The sequence below is a fragment of the Mesorhizobium sp. M0571 genome, from assembly GCF_040320985.1.
GTDB lineage: Bacteria > Pseudomonadota > Alphaproteobacteria > Rhizobiales > Rhizobiaceae > Mesorhizobium.
Genome location: NZ_JAMYQT010000001.1, coordinates 447697 through 461578, shown reverse-complemented (window position 1 = coordinate 461578; position 13882 = coordinate 447697). Strand labels below are relative to the sequence as shown.

At 63.6% G+C, this 13882-nt stretch carries 16 protein-coding genes and 1 tRNA gene; 8 read left to right on the top strand and 9 right to left on the bottom strand.

Going from position 1 to position 13882, the window contains the following annotated elements; translation table 11 throughout:
• Positions 1-33 precede the first annotated feature (33 nt).
• From NKI85_RS02300 to NKI85_RS02290, 3 genes are read right to left on the bottom strand one after another with little or no spacing between them, the layout of a single operon-like run.
• A complete protein-coding gene (locus NKI85_RS02300) occupies positions 34-930 on the bottom strand; it encodes an HlyC/CorC family transporter (RefSeq protein ID WP_352531904.1) in 897 nt (298 codons plus the stop codon).
• On the bottom strand, positions 927-2069 hold the full coding sequence (gene aroB, locus NKI85_RS02295) for a 3-dehydroquinate synthase (protein ID WP_352531902.1): 1143 nt from the start codon (positions 2067-2069) through the stop codon (positions 927-929). The genes NKI85_RS02300 and aroB overlap by 4 nt, the downstream gene beginning before the upstream one ends.
• Positions 2066-2668, bottom strand: a complete 603-nt coding sequence (locus NKI85_RS02290) for a shikimate kinase (RefSeq protein WP_352531900.1) — start codon at positions 2666-2668, stop codon at positions 2066-2068. The genes aroB and NKI85_RS02290 overlap by 4 nt, the downstream gene beginning before the upstream one ends.
• A gap of 270 nt (positions 2669-2938) precedes the next feature.
• Between NKI85_RS02290 and NKI85_RS02285 the strand changes: the two genes are divergently transcribed.
• The 5 genes from NKI85_RS02285 to NKI85_RS02265 all read left to right on the top strand — a co-directional run bounded on the left by NKI85_RS02285 (position 2939) and on the right by NKI85_RS02265 (position 6877).
• Entirely contained in the window at positions 2939-3088 is a 150-nt protein-coding gene (locus NKI85_RS02285) for a hypothetical protein (protein WP_023721139.1), read from the top strand.
• On the top strand, positions 3085-4002 hold the full coding sequence (locus NKI85_RS02280) for a site-specific tyrosine recombinase XerD (protein WP_352531898.1): 918 nt from the start codon (positions 3085-3087) through the stop codon (positions 4000-4002). Before NKI85_RS02285 ends, NKI85_RS02280 begins: the two co-directional genes overlap by 4 nt.
• A 99-nt stretch (positions 4003-4101) precedes the next feature.
• Positions 4102-5052 (top strand): acetyl-CoA carboxylase carboxyltransferase subunit alpha, encoded by a 951-nt coding sequence (locus tag NKI85_RS02275; protein WP_352451195.1) that lies wholly within the window; start codon positions 4102-4104, stop codon positions 5050-5052.
• A gap of 212 nt (positions 5053-5264) precedes the next feature.
• The gene (locus NKI85_RS02270) at positions 5265-6596 is read left to right on the top strand and encodes a L,D-transpeptidase family protein (protein WP_352775606.1); all 1332 of its coding nucleotides are present in this window, start codon (positions 5265-5267) and stop codon (positions 6594-6596) included.
• 5 nt (positions 6597-6601) lie between these two features.
• On the top strand, positions 6602-6877 hold the full coding sequence (locus NKI85_RS02265; RefSeq protein ID WP_352531896.1) for a sulfurtransferase TusA family protein: 276 nt from the start codon (positions 6602-6604) through the stop codon (positions 6875-6877).
• Between the two features lie 270 nt (positions 6878-7147).
• Here the strand turns inward: NKI85_RS02265 and NKI85_RS02260 are convergent, their stop codons facing one another.
• Together NKI85_RS02260 and NKI85_RS02255 are read right to left on the bottom strand one after the other, a co-directional pair.
• Complete coding sequence (locus NKI85_RS02260) at positions 7148-8266, bottom strand: CobW family GTP-binding protein (RefSeq protein ID WP_352775552.1); 1119 nt, start codon at positions 8264-8266, stop codon at positions 7148-7150.
• A gap of 4 nt (positions 8267-8270) precedes the next feature.
• Positions 8271-9449 (bottom strand): D-alanyl-D-alanine carboxypeptidase family protein, encoded by a 1179-nt coding sequence (locus NKI85_RS02255; RefSeq protein WP_352775603.1) that lies wholly within the window; start codon positions 9447-9449, stop codon positions 8271-8273.
• A gap of 270 nt (positions 9450-9719) precedes the next feature.
• Between NKI85_RS02255 and NKI85_RS02250 the strand changes: the two genes are divergently transcribed.
• Positions 9720-10883 carry a M20 aminoacylase family protein gene (locus NKI85_RS02250; protein ID WP_352529079.1) on the top strand — a complete coding sequence of 388 codons (1164 nt, stop codon included), beginning with the start codon at positions 9720-9722 and terminating at the stop codon, positions 10881-10883.
• 72 nt (positions 10884-10955) lie between these two features.
• Here NKI85_RS02250 and NKI85_RS02245 read toward each other — a convergent pair whose 3' ends face one another.
• The 4 genes from NKI85_RS02245 to NKI85_RS02230 form a co-directional block, all read right to left on the bottom strand.
• Positions 10956-11102: a glycine zipper domain-containing protein gene (locus NKI85_RS02245; RefSeq protein WP_352529081.1), complete on the bottom strand. Its 147-nt coding sequence runs from the start codon at positions 11100-11102 to the stop codon at positions 10956-10958.
• A 38-nt stretch (positions 11103-11140) separates the two neighbouring features.
• The gene (locus tag NKI85_RS02240) at positions 11141-11440 is read right to left on the bottom strand and encodes a hypothetical protein (RefSeq protein WP_352529083.1); all 300 of its coding nucleotides are present in this window, start codon (positions 11438-11440) and stop codon (positions 11141-11143) included.
• A 170-nt stretch (positions 11441-11610) separates the two neighbouring features.
• Positions 11611-12141 (bottom strand): hypothetical protein, encoded by a 531-nt coding sequence (locus NKI85_RS02235; protein WP_352529085.1) that lies wholly within the window; start codon positions 12139-12141, stop codon positions 11611-11613.
• Positions 12142-12262: 121 nt separating this feature from the next.
• Positions 12263-12589: a DUF1330 domain-containing protein gene (locus NKI85_RS02230; protein ID WP_352529087.1), complete on the bottom strand. Its 327-nt coding sequence runs from the start codon at positions 12587-12589 to the stop codon at positions 12263-12265.
• A 338-nt stretch (positions 12590-12927) separates the two neighbouring features.
• Here NKI85_RS02230 and NKI85_RS02225 point away from each other — a divergent pair, with 338 nt between their 5' ends.
• Both NKI85_RS02225 and NKI85_RS02220 read left to right on the top strand, forming a co-directional pair.
• Positions 12928-13620 carry a winged helix-turn-helix transcriptional regulator gene (locus tag NKI85_RS02225; protein WP_254816613.1) on the top strand — a complete coding sequence of 231 codons (693 nt, stop codon included), beginning with the start codon at positions 12928-12930 and terminating at the stop codon, positions 13618-13620.
• 47 nt (positions 13621-13667) lie between these two features.
• A tRNA-Arg gene (locus tag NKI85_RS02220) sits at positions 13668-13744 on the top strand.
• The last annotated feature ends 138 nt before the right edge of the window (positions 13745-13882 follow it).

The following is a 13882-nucleotide window of genomic DNA, read 5'->3' as shown; positions in this document are numbered from 1 at the left end:
TGACTGCCCACAGGTGCCACAAGATGCGCGCTGTCATTCGCCAAGCATCACCGGCTTGATCCTCAGCCGCGCGATACGGTTCTTGTCGCGTTTCATGACGACGAAGCGCTTGCCGTGAAACGTAAAGGCCTGCTTTTCGTCCGGGATCGACTGCGCCTCGTGGATGACGAGGCCGGCAATGGTGGTGGCTTCCTCGTCCGGCAGGTTCCAGTCGAGCGCCCGGTTCAGGTCGCGGATCGGCACCGTGCCGTCGACCACGACAGAGCCGTCCGCCTCCTGCTTGACGCCTTGGATGTCGATATCGTGCTCGTCGGCGATCTCGCCGACGATCTCCTCGATGATGTCCTCCAGCGTCACCAGCCCTTCGACCTCGCCATATTCGTCGACGACGATGGCGAAATGCGCCTTGCGGCGCAGAAAGGCGTTGAGCTGCTCCTGTAGCGTCGTGGTGTCGGGCACGAACCATGGTCGCGATGCGATCTTCATCACGTCGATCCTGGAAAAATCGTTGCCGACTTCGTTCAGCGCGCGCAGCAGATCCTTGGCATGCAGCACGCCGACAATGTTGTCGAGCGAGCCCTTCCAGAGCGGCATGCGGGTGTGCGGGCTCTGCAGGATCTCGCGCACCACCGCTTCCGGCGGATTGTCGGCATTGACCGAGCGCATATTGGTGCGGTGGACCATGACGTCGGAGACTTCGAGCTCCTCGAGGTCGAACAGGCCGCCGATACGGGCACGATCCTCGCGCACCACCTGGCCGTCGCGGCGGAAATCGTTGACCGCGCCGCGCAATTCCTCATGCGCCGAACGCTGCGGCTCGATGCGCTGCAGCTCGTAGCCGAAGGCGGCGAGCAGGCGCATGCGCAAGACGAAGCCCAGCAGGCCGAGGCCGGCAAGCACGGCAGCCGCGATCCAGCCGGCTTGGCTCATCCCGGGCGGCTTTCCTGCCGACCCGGATGGTTCTCCCTGAGGAACGACAACACTTCCGAGGCGGGCACATCCCTGGCGATGAAGGCTTGGCCGATGCCGCGCGTCAGGATGAAGGTCAGCGCGCCGCGCGACACCTTCTTGTCCTGGGTGATGAAGGAGAACAGCTTATTGGCATCAGGCAATTCGCCGGGAATGTCGGCCATGCGCCAAGGCAGGCCGACTGCGCGAAGATGCGCCTCGACACGCGTCGCATCGTCGGGGCTGGCCAGGTTGAGCCTTGACGAAAAGCGGTGCGCCAGCGCCATGCCGATGGCGACGCCTTCGCCATGCACGAGCCTTGTGCCGTCATAGCCGGTCGCCGCCTCCAGCGCGTGACCGAAGGTGTGGCCGAGATTGAGCAGCGCGCGGTCGCCGGTCTCGAACTCGTCACGGGCAACGACATCGGCCTTGGCGCGGCAGGCCTCAGCAATGGCCCGCGCCCGCTCCGGCCCGCCGGCAAACACTTGGCGCCAGTTTTCCTCCAGCCAGGCGAAGAACTCCGGCCGGTCGATCAGCCCGTATTTGGCCAGTTCGGCATAGCCGGCGCGAAACTCGCGGATCGGCAGCGTGTCGAGCACTTCGGTGTCGGCCAGCACCAGCTTGGGCTGGTGAAACACCCCGACCAGGTTCTTGCCGCGAGGGCTGTTGATGCCGGTCTTGCCGCCGACGGAGGAATCGACCTGCGCCAGCAGCGAGGTCGGGATCTGCACGAAATTCATGCCGCGACGCGCGACGCCGGCGGCAAAGCCGGCCAGGTCGCCGATGACGCCGCCACCGAGCGCGATGACGACGTCGCCGCGCTCCAGCTTCGCCGCCAGCACGCCGTCGACCACCTCTTCCAGATGAGCAAAGCTCTTGGTCTTTTCGCCTGGCGGCAGCGTGATCACGGCATGTTGGATGCCACCGCTGGCAAGACCGGCCGCAAGCGTTGCGAGATGCGCGGCGGCGACGTTTTCGTCGGTGACGACCGCCGCCCGCGTGCCGGGCAGACGGCGCGAAATCTCGGCGCCGGCGCGTGACAGCAGGCCGGGGCCGATCAAAATGTCGTAGGCACGGTCGCCAAGCCCGACTTCGACGGAGACCGTTGCATCAGCGCTCACGACCGCACCTCGTCAATGTCGGCAACGCCGAGATGGCCGCGCAGCGCATCCACCACTTCGGCCGCGATGATTTCCTTGCGATCGTCGCGGGTCGGCACGGTGACGTCGGCCGCCGCGTAGACCGGATAGCGTTCCGCCATCAGCCGTTCGAGCACGGCGCGCGGATCGGAGCTCTTCAGCAGCGGCCGGTTCTGCTTCTTGGAAACGCGCTCCATCAACAAATCGATCTCGGCCTTCAGCCAAACCGAAACGCCATGGCTGGCGATCGCCTCGCGCGTCTGCGCGTTCATGAAGGCGCCGCCGCCGGTCGACAGCACCTGGGGCCCGTGCTCCAGCACGCGCAGGATGACGCGCTGCTCCAGCGCCCGGAACTCCGCCTCGCCATAGCGTTCGAACAGGTCCGGGACGCTCATGCGCGAAACGCTTTCGATCTCCTGGTCGCTGTCGATGAAGGGCAGCGCCAGCATCGCCGCCACCTTGCGGCCGATCGCCGTCTTGCCGGCGCCCATCAGCCCGACAAAGACGATGGAACGGTCGCCCAGCCGGCCGAGCAGCGCGGCATGGCTCTCGCCCGGAGGATTTGCTGGTAGCGCGTTCATGACACCATGATGTTTCTAATGCATGTCGCGCAAAAGTGCGCAGCGGTTTTGCGATAACGACATTGCATAAAATCAAAACTTAAAGCGCGTCGCATGAATTCGTTTCAAACGCGACGCGCCTCTTTGCCGGCGTATCGACATCAAAAGCCTGTTTGCGTCAAGCGCGGCGCGGCCAGGGCCTGTTATGGGCTTCGTCCTTGAATTCAACGGATTGGCGCCTCATAAGGGCACAGGGTTGGAAACACAGAACAAGAAGACGAGCGAAAATTAATGCCGACACTGTTTCGCTTTGTCGTGACGCTCGTGATTCTGGCTGGCATTGTCTATGGCGCGATGTTCGCCTTGGTCATGTTCGTCGAGCCGAGAAAGGCGGAAATGAGCGTGCGCATTCCTCCGGAAAAGCTCAATCCCAAAAAATGAACAGCGCCGCCCGCATCGAAGCCTTCCTGGAGATGATGAGCGCCGAGCGCGGCGCCGCCGAGAACACGCTGTCCTCCTATCGCCGCGACCTCGAGGACGCTTCCGCCGGGATCGCCGGCGGGCTTGCCGGTGCCACCAGCGCCGATATCCGTGCCTATCTCGACGACATCGCCGCGCACGGTTTTGCTGCCACCTCGCAGGCACGCAAATTGTCGGCGATCCGTCAGTTCTTCAAGTTCCTCTACGCCGAGGGCCTGCGCGGCGACGATCCGACCGGCACGCTGGACAGTCCGAAGAAAGGCCGGCCGCTGCCAAAGACGATGAGCGAGGCCGATACCGGCCGGCTGCTCGATCGCGCCGCGCAGGAGGCGATGGATGCCTCGCTGCATGACGGCGACGGGCTGGCGGCGCTGCGCCTCCACGCACTGGTCGAGGTGCTCTACGCCACCGGCTTGCGCGTTTCCGAGCTGGTCGGCCTGCCGGTGACGGTGGCGCAGCGCGACGACCGCTTCTTCATGGTGCGCGGCAAGGGCAACAAGGAGCGCATGGTGCCGCTGTCGGCCAAGGCGCGCACGGCGATGCGGACCTGGCTTGCCGAACGGGCAACGGTGCCGGCTTTTGCCGACAGCCCGTTCCTGTTTCCGGCCGCCTCCGATAGCGGCTATCTCTCCAGGCAGGTCTTTGCCCGCGAACTGAAGGGGCTTGCCGCGCGGGCCGGCATTGCCACGGCGAAGATATCGCCGCATGTGCTGCGCCACGCTTTCGCCAGCCATCTGCTGCAGAACGGCGCCGATCTCAGGGCCGTGCAGCAGCTGCTCGGCCACGCCGATATTTCAACGACGCAGATCTACACGCATGTGTTGGAGGAGCGGCTGGTGCGTCTGGTCAACGATCATCATCCGCTTGCCGACTAGGCGTCATGTCGCTATGTGAGAACGACGTTCCACCGCGCCCAGCCTGCATTTTCAGGCTTGCGTCAGCCATTGCCTTCCGACTTGCCGGTTCGCCCAAGAATGTACAATTACCTCGATTTCGAAAAGCCTGTGCAGGATCTCGAAGGCAAGATCCTTGAGCTGAAGAAGCTTGCCGAGAACGGCGAGGCGGTCGATGTCGGCGATGAGATCGCCCGTCTCGAGAAGCGCTCGCGCGATGCGCTGCGCGACGCCTACAAGGCGCTGACCCCATGGCAGAAGGTGCAGGTGGCGCGCCATCCGGACAGGCCGCATTGCATCGATTACATCAAGGGTCTGCTTACCGATTTCACGCCGCTCGCCGGCGACCGCAATTTCGGCGAGGACCAGGCGATCGTCGGCGGCTTCGCCCGCTTCCGTGGCGAGCCGGTGGCAATTATCGGCCAGGAGAAGGGTTCCGATACGACAAGCCGGCTGAAGCATAATTTCGGCTCGGTGCGGCCGGAGGGCTACCGCAAGGCGGTGCGGCTGATGGAACTCGCCGACCGCTTCCAAATCCCGCTGCTGACGCTGGTCGACACTGCCGGCGCCTACCCCGGCGTCAACGCCGAAGAGCGCGGCCAGGCGGAAGCCATCGCCCGCTCGACCTCGGCCTGCCTCGGCCTGAAGGTGCCGTCGATCTCGGTGGTGATCGGCGAAGGCGGCTCGGGCGGCGCCATAGCAATCGCCACCGCCAACCGCGTCTACATGCTCGAACACGCCATCTATTCGGTGATCTCGCCGGAGGGCGCCGCCTCGATCCTGTGGCGCGATACCACGCGGTCCAAGGATGCTGCGACCAATATGAAGATCACGGCGCAGGACTTGCTGGAGCTGAAGATCATCGACGCCATCGTCGCTGAGCCGCTCGGCGGCGCTCACCGCGCCCCCGAAACGGTGATCGCCGCCACCGGCGATCTCATCGCCAGGACGATGAAGGAATTTTCCGGCGCCAACACCGACTTTCGCGAGCATCGCCGCGAGAAATACCTGGCGATGGGCCGCAATCTGTAACATCCGGCAGGCACGGCGGCCCAAATGTGGCGGCGTGAACCAGTTTCGCCACAAAAATGCCGCTGCATTCGGCTCAGTGAGCTTGCCGTAAGGGGACGCGCCAGCATGATTGCGGTAAGGAATTTTCGAGGTTAACGGGCTTAGGGTCCGTCAGTGGTCAGTTTAGCAGCCGCGATCTCCGCGGCGCAGAGATGAAGACGATAGCCATATCCATGTTTGCCAAGCTTGCCCGCACCGGAGTTCTGATCGCTGCGATCGGCGTCGCCGGCTGCAATGATGCTTCGATGAAGGATTTTGCGCCGCAAGCCAACAGGCCGCTGCCGGACAAGATCCTGGCCGAGATGAAGGCCAAGGGCATGGTCCGCACCTCCTCGGTGATGGCCCGCATCTTCAAGGAAGAGGGCAAGCTCGAAATCTGGAAGGCCAAGACCAACGGCCGCTACGATCTGGTCGCCAGCTACGACATCTGCAAATGGTCGGGCAAGCTCGGGCCCAAGTTCACCGAAGGTGACCGCCAGGCGCCGGAAGGCTTTTACACGGTCCGCCCGGCACAGATGAATCCGCGGTCGAATTATCACCTGTCCTTCAACATCGGCTACCCGAACGCCTATGACCGCGCCAATGGGCGCACTGGTTCCAACCTGATGGTCCATGGCGCCTGCTCATCGTCGGGCTGCTATTCGATGACCGACGCGCAGATCGAGCAGATCTACGCCTTCGGCCGCGACGCCTTCCAGGGCGGCCAGACCGAGTTCCAGATCCAGGCCTTTCCGTTCCGCATGACCGCAGCCAACATGGCGCGCTACCGCAACGACCCGAATTATGAATTCTGGAAGATGCTGAAGGTCGGCTATGACAATTTCGAGGTCACCAAGGTGCCGCCGAAAGTCGACGTCTGCGAGAAGCGCTATGTCTTCAACCAGGTTGCGGCCGACGGCTCGACCTTCAATCCGACCGGCGCTTGCCCTCCGACCACCCAGCCCGATTCGCTGAAAAGCGCCATCAACGCCTATCAAAGCACCTATGAGGCGGCCTTCAACGGCGCCGTCAAGGCCAGCGTGGCGGCACCCAAGCCGACCATCGCCGGGATCAAGGAAGCCAGCATCGTTTCCGACTGGTCGAAACGGCGTGCCCGCGGCGAACGCGTGCCGATCGAGCCGCCCTCGCTCAACCCGGACGGCACGGTGACCGAAACGGCGCGCATGGGCCGCGTCGATTCGCCGGCGGGCCGCAAGATGGCGGCGCTCGACGCAGAAAAGGCTGCCAAGCAGAAGGCCGAGGAACAGCGGCTTGCCGCCATAGAAGCGGCGAAGGCCGCGAAAGAGGCGGCCAGAGCGCAGGCCCTGGCCGAGAAGGAAGCTGCCAAGGCCCAGTCGCTGGCGGAAAAGGAAGCGACCAAAGCAGCAGCCGAAGCGCCTGTCGCGACAGCGACCGTCGCACCATCCGCGGAGGCCGTCCCGGTCGCCGAAACGCAGGCGGCGGAGGCCGAGGAAAGCAGGGCGACAAGGCTGAAGAACAAGCTGCTCGGCATGTTTGGCGGCTGAGGTTCATGGTTCAACAAGGAGATGGGACCCAAGAAGACAGGGCCTCAACCAGCCCCGCCGCCGTCTACGACCTCAAAGGCCTGAACTGCCCGTTGCCCGTGCTCAAGGCAAAAAAGCGCCTGGCCGCAATGCAGCCGGGCCGCCGCCTCTGGCTCGAAACCACCGATCCGCTCGCCGTCATCGACATTCCCGCCTTCTGCGCCGAGAGCGGACATCAGCTGATCGAAACGGCAGCGATATCAGGTGGCCATCGCTTCCTGGTCGAGCGCGGGATCGGCTGAGTCTCGACTTAGCTCGTTCTGGCGAAAGCGGCTGAGCGGGATAATCTCCCCCTTGAGGGGGAGATGGCCGGCAGGCCAGAGGGGGTCGCCGCGCGTGAAGCGCCAACCTTTTCTTTCGTCCCACAGGGCGTCGCGCCAGCCGAGGCGACCCCCTCTGTCGCCTTCGGCGACATCTCCCCCTCAAGGGGGGAGATCGGCAGCTTCACCGACGCCGCCGGCTCCGGAATGTTTGCGATCAGCGTAGAGCGGCGCCGCGTCCGGAAATTGAAGCTACCGCCCAGCGATGGCCAGCGGATTGTTCTCCAGTGCCGCCCGGTCCGGCGTGTCGATCGACGGCCGGTTGGTGAAGGCGGCGAAAAGCCGGCGGACATAGTCTTCCGGCATGTCGAGCGTGATCAGTACCAGCCTGGTGCGGCGCTGGCTGTCCGGCCAGGCCGGCAGTTGCACTGGCGGATGCAGGATCTTCTGCACGCCATGGATGACGAGCGGCCGCGACGGATCTTCTGCAAGCTCAATGACGCCCTTCATCCGCAAAAGGCGCTCGCCATGCGCCGAGCGCAGCAGATCGAGGAACATCTCGATTGCCGAAAACGGCACCGGCCCGTCATGAACCAGCGAATAGGAGCGGACGCGGGAATCGTGCCTGTGGCCGTGACCATGGTGATCGTGGTCGCCATGGTCATGCCCGTCGTGGTCATGCCCGCCGTGATCATGCTCATGACCGGCTTCCTCGCCCAGCCAGCGCCGCACGTCGGCGGATTTGGTGGCCGGATTGTAGAGCCCGCAATCGAACAGGGTCGCGGTGCTTGCCTCGCTCGCGTCGAGCACCACGGCGCCCGGGTTGAGCTGCCTGAGCCGCGCCCGCAACGTCTTGGCATCGCCCGCATCCGTGGTTAGATCGGCCTTGCTGAGCACGATGCGATCGGCGACCGCCACCTGCTTCACCGCCTCGACATGGGCATCGAGCGTCGCATTGCCATTGACGGCGTCGACCAGGGTGATGACGCCGTCGAGCCGGAACGCCTGGACCAGGGCCGGATGCGCCATGATCGATTGCAGCACGGGTGCTGGATCGGCGAGGCCGGTGGTCTCGACGACGACGCGGGCAAGCCGGTCGATGCGGCCGGTCTGCAGCCTGTCGACGAGGTCGGCCAGCGTGTCGACCAGCTCGCCGCGCACCGTGCAGCAGAGGCAGCCATCGGAGAGCTGGATGATGCCGTCGGAAGCCTGCTCGACCAGGAGATGGTCGATCGCCACCTCGCCGAACTCGTTGATGATGACTGCGGTGTCGGCGAGCGCCGGATCCCTGAGCAGCCGGTTGAGCACCGTCGTCTTGCCGGCGCCGAGAAAGCCGGTGAGCACCGAAACGGGGATCGGGAAGCCGGCCATGCGGCTAGTTCAGCGCCTTGGCCGGCTGTTGGACCTGCGCGGCGGTGGTCGACCCGGCCACGGCCGGCTCGGCGCCGGCCGGCGGCGCCCGGTCCGGTCGCCATGTCGGCAGCGGCACGTCGGCATATTCCTGCCCGGAGGCATCGAGCATCGCCTTCGGCCTCGGCCCCGTGGCGCCGCCGAGGCCGACGGCGATCAGCGTCGGTACATGGTCGAGCTTTTCCTGATACGGCGATTTCGGCACGTCCTTGCCCTTGTCACCGACCGCGGGTGCGGCTTCCGACTGCTCTTCGACCGGCTTCTTCTTGCAAATCTCGTCATGCATGTCGTTGGCCGACATGGTGTCGCCGTAGGCCGGCAGGGCCGCGACCGTCAGCCAGCTCGGCGCCGGTGTTGCAAAGCCCTGGTCGAGCAGCTTTGCCGCCGCTTCGGCGCGGGTGACGGCCGATTGCTCGCCAAGGACCACGGCGACAAGGGTGCGGCCGTTGCGGGTCGCCGAGCCGACCATGTTGAAGCCGGACGAGCAGACGAAGCCCGTTTTCATGCCGTCGGCACCCGGATAGCGGCCGATCAGGAGGTTGTAGTTGGAGATCTCCTTGTTGCCGACGGCGAGCCCTTCGATCGAGAACCACGGGGCATATTGCGGGAATTCCTTGCGGATCGCCATGACCAGCAGAGCGAGATCGCGCGCTGTCGTATACTGGTCCGGCGAATAGAGCCCGTTCGGATTGACGAAATGAGACCCGCTCATGCCGAGCCGGAGCGCCTCGGCGTTCATGCGCTCGGCGAAAGCCGCTTGCGAACCGCCGATATTCTCGCCGACCGCCATGGCGATGTCGTTGGCCGATTTGACAAGCATCATCTTCAGCGCATTGTCGAGCCGCATCACCGAGCCCGGCTTGAAGCCCATCTTGCTCGGCGGCTCGCCGGCCGAATGTTTCGTCATCTTGATCGGCGAATCGAGCTGGACCTCGCCCGCGGCAATCGCACGAAACGCCACATAGGCGGTCATCAGCTTGGTCAGCGATGCCGGATACCAGCGCCTGAACGCCTCCTGATGCTGCAGGATCTTGCCGCTGTTCAGGTCGAACAGGATGGTCGGATTGGGCAAGGCAGGCCCGGCCAGCGCCGGAAGCACAGCTGCGCCCGCCACCAACAGTTTGAGGAAATGCCTGTAGCGCATCATGGAACCCGAAATAGCCTCTTGCCGCAGTCGCCCCTGGCTCCGTAAGATTTCGTTACACGATCGCCAGGATAATAGTCCGGCTCTCTGTTCCCGGACCACAGTCGCGGTGCTATTTACTCTATGTGACGTCAACATGGCAAAGTGCTGCCGATCACAATGTGGAAGCAGCAGCACAATGCAAAGCAGCGTGCATGGTTGCAAGGCAGCAGGCACAATTGCAAAGCAGCAGGTCAAGACCGCCTGCTCCAACAGCGAGATGGAACCATCATGCCGATCCTGAACCGAGCCGCCGAAATGCAGGACGAGGTGGCCGGCTGGCGCCGCCATTTGCACCAGACGCCGGAGCTGAATTTCGACGTCTTCAAGACCGCCGCCTTCGTCACCGAGAAGCTGAAGGCGTTCGGCTGCGACGACATCGTGACGGGTTTGGGCAAGACCGGCGTCGTCGGCATCATCCGCGGCCGCCAGGGCGAAGGCTCGACCATCGGCCTGCGCGCCGACATGGACGCCCTGCCGCTCAATGAGATCACCGGCAAATCCTATGCCTCGACCGTCCCGGGCAAGATGCACGCCTGCGGCCATGACGGCCACACCGCGATGCTTTTGGGTGCCGCCAAATACCTCGCCGAAACACGCAATTTCGCTGGTTCCGTCGCGGTGATCTTCCAGCCGGCCGAAGAGGGCGGCGGCGGCGGCAACGAAATGGTCAAGGACGGCATGATGGAGCGCTTCGGCATCTCCAAGGTGTTCGGCATGCACAATATGCCGGGCCTGCCGGTCGGCCAGTTCGCCATCAGGCCGGGCGCGATCATGGCGGCGACCGCCGAATTCACCATCACCGTCAAGGGCCGGGGCGGCCACGCGGCGATGCCGCACGGCACCATCGACCCGATCGTCATCACCAGCCAGCTTGTCGGCGCGTTGCAGACGATCGCCTCGCGCAGCACCGATCCTGTCGAGGCGGTGGTCGTCTCGGTGACGAAATTCCACGCCGGCGACGCCTATAACATCATTCCCGAGGTCGCCGAGATCGCCGGCACCGTGCGCACGCTGAAGAAGGAGGTCGCCAAGAAGGCCGAAGAGCGCATCCGCGCGCTTTGCGAAGGCCTGGGCGCTGCCTTCGGCGCGACAATCGAGGTCGATTACAATGCCAACTACCCCGTCACCTTCAACCATCCGGAAGAGACGGTCTTTGCCAGCGACATCGCGGCCAACGTCGCCGGCGACAGCCACGTGCACCGCGCCATCCAGCCGGTGATGGGCGGCGAGGATTTCTCCTACATGCTGGAAGCGCGGCCGGGCGCCTTCATCTTCATCGGCAATGGCGATACCGCCGGCCTGCACAACCCGGCCTACGACTTCAACGACGAGGTCATTCCGCACGGCATGAGCTATTGGGTGAAGCTTGCGGAGACGGCACTGGCGGCGTAGCCGTTCGGCATCGGCGGGCGGCAGCCGCCGCACCTCTGGGCGGCAAAATCGGGCAGGACAATGCTCTGATAGTCAATTTCGGCCGGATGACTTCCGGGCAAGGCCGAAGGCAATGCCCAGAGCAATGCCGATTCCAATACCCGCAACAATGTTGTCCAACACGACGCCGATGGCCACGCCGATCACGACGCCGAGTGTGATGTGTTTGGCATCTATCATGCCCGGTCATGTAGCGTCGAAGGGGAGAGCCGCAACCGCTACGGCCCACTCTTCGGATCCTCGACTTCCAGCGCCTCCATGACCGGCGCCAGGTCGCTCTCTTCAGCAGGGGCGGCAGTTTGTGGCTGTTCGCCTGTCCTCGCCTTTTTCAGGGCTGCCTCGATAGCTTCCTGGATATTGCCGAGCTCGTCTTCGCGAACCTCGTGACCATAGCCGGCAGCGTCGGCATCCTGCTCGAATTGCTGAGCCAGGACGGCGACGCTCACTTCGCTCTCGGCCGGCAAATTGCCGACATTCTCCTGCAGCCAGGTTTCAAAGAACTCTTTCGTGGCGCTCATGCGGGTCTCTCCTTCGGGACACTAAAGCGCGACGGCATCCCGAAAGTTCCGCTATCTCGATCCCATCTTTGCGTCCCTTGCTGGCAACGGTGGGATGACCGAAAGCATCTGAGCCCTGCTCCCGCAATTCCGCGAGGCCAGGCGGCATTGGCGCCGCCTGGCTCGGTTGCCTACTGGCTAGCGGCAGTCGTCGGTTCGCATGAGACGTCCGGGTTCATGTCGGCGAAGGCGCCGGTGGGGTTGCCTTTCCAGGCCCAGACATGCAGCTCGTAGAACGGGCCGAGGCCATAGCGATTGGGCGCGCTGTTGAAGTTGAACAGATGCCCATCGAGCGATGCCGGGCCTTTCGAGGTGATGTATTCGACCGCGATCAGCTTCAGCGTCCCGTCGGCCATCGGCTCGTACATGACGGCTTCGGGTTTGGTGACGTCGACCGCGTCATCCTTGAGGTAGCCGGGATTGACGTAGTGGATGCCCATGGCGCCGCCGGTGATGCCGCTGGCGCAGGGGATTGGCGCATAGCCCTCGGCGGTCGCCGCCGCCACGTTCTCGAAGCGGCTGTTGACGGCCCGCACCTTGTCGGCCAGCGGATTGGTGCCCGGAGCAGCCGCCGTCTGATGGGCCTGCGCCAACGCCGTGCATGCCGACAGCAGCGCAGCAGCAGCGACAAATCTATTGCGAAAGTTGATTGTCATATTCATTCCATTCTTCTTGAAGAGCCCAACCTGGCCGGCCGCCGGAAATAGGGAGGTCCGGCAGGTGGGCGCTGTGGCTGTTGTTGCTCGGAGATCCCTGTCCCGATGCGACGAACGCCGAGGAGGATCATCCCTTCGGCAGATAGGGGATGGTTCCGGCCAGATCGGAATTGTCGATCAGCTGAAAACGGCTGTCGCTGCCGCCCTGACGGGCCGAAACGAAGGGCGCGTAAGCAGGATCGTCGGTGAAGGCGCGGGCCGCTGCCTCGGTCGGGAACGCCATCAGGGCAATCAGCGTCGTGTCGAGCGGCTTGCCTTCGAGCGTCTTCACATTGCCGCTGCGCGACAGATATCTGCCGCCGTGCTTGTGAACGAGGTCGTGGACCGACGCGGCATAGGCCGGCATCCACTGCGGGTCCCTCACCTTGATGTCTGCGATAACGTAAGCGGTCATGGGTTATGTCTCCTGGTCGTGCACAGGGGTATCCCGTGCAGCGGCCAAGGGGTCGCATGGCAAGGGTCGCGCCAGCCAGTCCGCGATCTGTACTGGTGTGGCGAATCCGAAATTCGCCTTCACTTTGGAGCGGCGCAGCGAGCGAATTTCGGATTCAAAAGCCACACCAGCAAGTGCTTGGATTCCAGTGTGGTTTTGGATTTGAAGTTCCTGAACGCTGATGCCACCCAGAAAGCAGGAACGTCAAATCCACCACACTGGCCGGTACAGTTTCTGTACTCGCCGTGCCGCGGGGAAAGCGTTATGATCCGGGCTAAGTTTGAGGGGAAGACAACATCATGACCCAGTCCGGATACAAGCAGTTCTGCCCGTTATCGATGGCCGCCGAGGTGCTGTGCACCCGCTGGACCATGGTTCTGCTTCGCGAGCTGGTGGCGGGCTCGACCCGTTTCAACGATCTGCGCCGCGGCGTCCCCAAAATGTCGCCGACCCTTCTGTCGCAACGCCTCAAGGAGCTCGAGCTGGCGGGGATCGTCGAGCGCAAGGAGGTGCGCGGCGAGAAAGGCATCTTCGAATATCGGATGACCGAGGCAGGCAGGGATCTGCGTTCCGTCGTCGAGGCGATGGGTTTTTGGGGGCAGAAATGGGTCGAGTCCCGGCTGTCCCTGAAGAACCTCGATCCGTCGCTGCTGATGTGGGACATGCGGCGCAACCTGAACGCGTCACCGCTGCCCGACGGCCGCACGGTGATACAATTTCTGTACCAGGAGCTCCCCGCCTCCAAACGGTCGTGGTGGCTGATCGTCGAAAAGCACGGCGAGGTCGATCTCTGCTGGTATGACCCGGGCTTCGATGTCGATCTCTACGTCTCGACCGACCTGCACACCATGACCGAAATCTGGATGGGACTCATTACGGTCGAGAAGGCCGGAGCGAAAGTCGTTCTGACGGGAGACCAGGACATCGCCCGCAAAATGCAGACCTGGCTGGGCCTGAGCCCGTTTGCGGTCGAACCCAAGCGAGCGGCCTAGCTGCCTCTTGGCGAAACGTCCCGAAGCGGTTATGTGTCGGGCGTGATGGTCCCGTAGCTCAGTAGGATAGAGCGGCAGATTCCTAATCTGTAGGTCACAGGTTCGATTCCTGTCGGGATCACCACGTTGTCAATAGGTTACCTGACGGGTAGCATCACTTAGGCTCAGGATAGGCTCACAGATTTTTTCGAGCGTTATCGGCTTATCAGCTTCCCAAGCAAGTCTATCCCGCAGTACTTCATCTTGACCTCCATGGGCTAAA

Excerpts from the sequence above, each read along its gene's own strand:
- NKI85_RS02300 (WP_352531904.1), bottom strand. The coding sequence starts at position 930 with ATGAGCCAAGCCGGCTGGATCGCGGCTGCCGTGCTTGCCGGCCTCGGC.
- NKI85_RS02290 (WP_352531900.1), bottom strand. The coding sequence starts at position 2,668 with ATGAACGCGCTACCAGCAAATCCTCCGGGCGAGAGCCATGCCGCGCTG.
- NKI85_RS02285 (WP_023721139.1), top strand. The coding sequence starts at position 2,939 with ATGCCGACACTGTTTCGCTTTGTCGTGACGCTCGTGATTCTGGCTGGC.
- NKI85_RS02280 (WP_352531898.1), top strand. The coding sequence starts at position 3,085 with ATGAACAGCGCCGCCCGCATCGAAGCCTTCCTGGAGATGATGAGCGCC.
- NKI85_RS02275 (WP_352451195.1), top strand. The coding sequence starts at position 4,102 with ATGTACAATTACCTCGATTTCGAAAAGCCTGTGCAGGATCTCGAAGGC.
- NKI85_RS02270 (WP_352775606.1), top strand. The coding sequence starts at position 5,265 with ATGTTTGCCAAGCTTGCCCGCACCGGAGTTCTGATCGCTGCGATCGGC.
- NKI85_RS02265 (WP_352531896.1), top strand. The coding sequence starts at position 6,602 with ATGGTTCAACAAGGAGATGGGACCCAAGAAGACAGGGCCTCAACCAGC.
- NKI85_RS02260 (WP_352775552.1), bottom strand. The coding sequence starts at position 8,266 with ATGGCCGGCTTCCCGATCCCCGTTTCGGTGCTCACCGGCTTTCTCGGC.
- NKI85_RS02255 (WP_352775603.1), bottom strand. The coding sequence starts at position 9,449 with ATGCGCTACAGGCATTTCCTCAAACTGTTGGTGGCGGGCGCAGCTGTG.
- NKI85_RS02250 (WP_352529079.1), top strand. The coding sequence starts at position 9,720 with ATGCCGATCCTGAACCGAGCCGCCGAAATGCAGGACGAGGTGGCCGGC.
- NKI85_RS02245 (WP_352529081.1), bottom strand. The coding sequence starts at position 11,102 with ATGATAGATGCCAAACACATCACACTCGGCGTCGTGATCGGCGTGGCC.
- NKI85_RS02240 (WP_352529083.1), bottom strand. The coding sequence starts at position 11,440 with ATGAGCGCCACGAAAGAGTTCTTTGAAACCTGGCTGCAGGAGAATGTC.
- NKI85_RS02235 (WP_352529085.1), bottom strand. The coding sequence starts at position 12,141 with ATGAATATGACAATCAACTTTCGCAATAGATTTGTCGCTGCTGCTGCG.
- NKI85_RS02230 (WP_352529087.1), bottom strand. The coding sequence starts at position 12,589 with ATGACCGCTTACGTTATCGCAGACATCAAGGTGAGGGACCCGCAGTGG.
- NKI85_RS02225 (WP_254816613.1), top strand. The coding sequence starts at position 12,928 with ATGACCCAGTCCGGATACAAGCAGTTCTGCCCGTTATCGATGGCCGCC.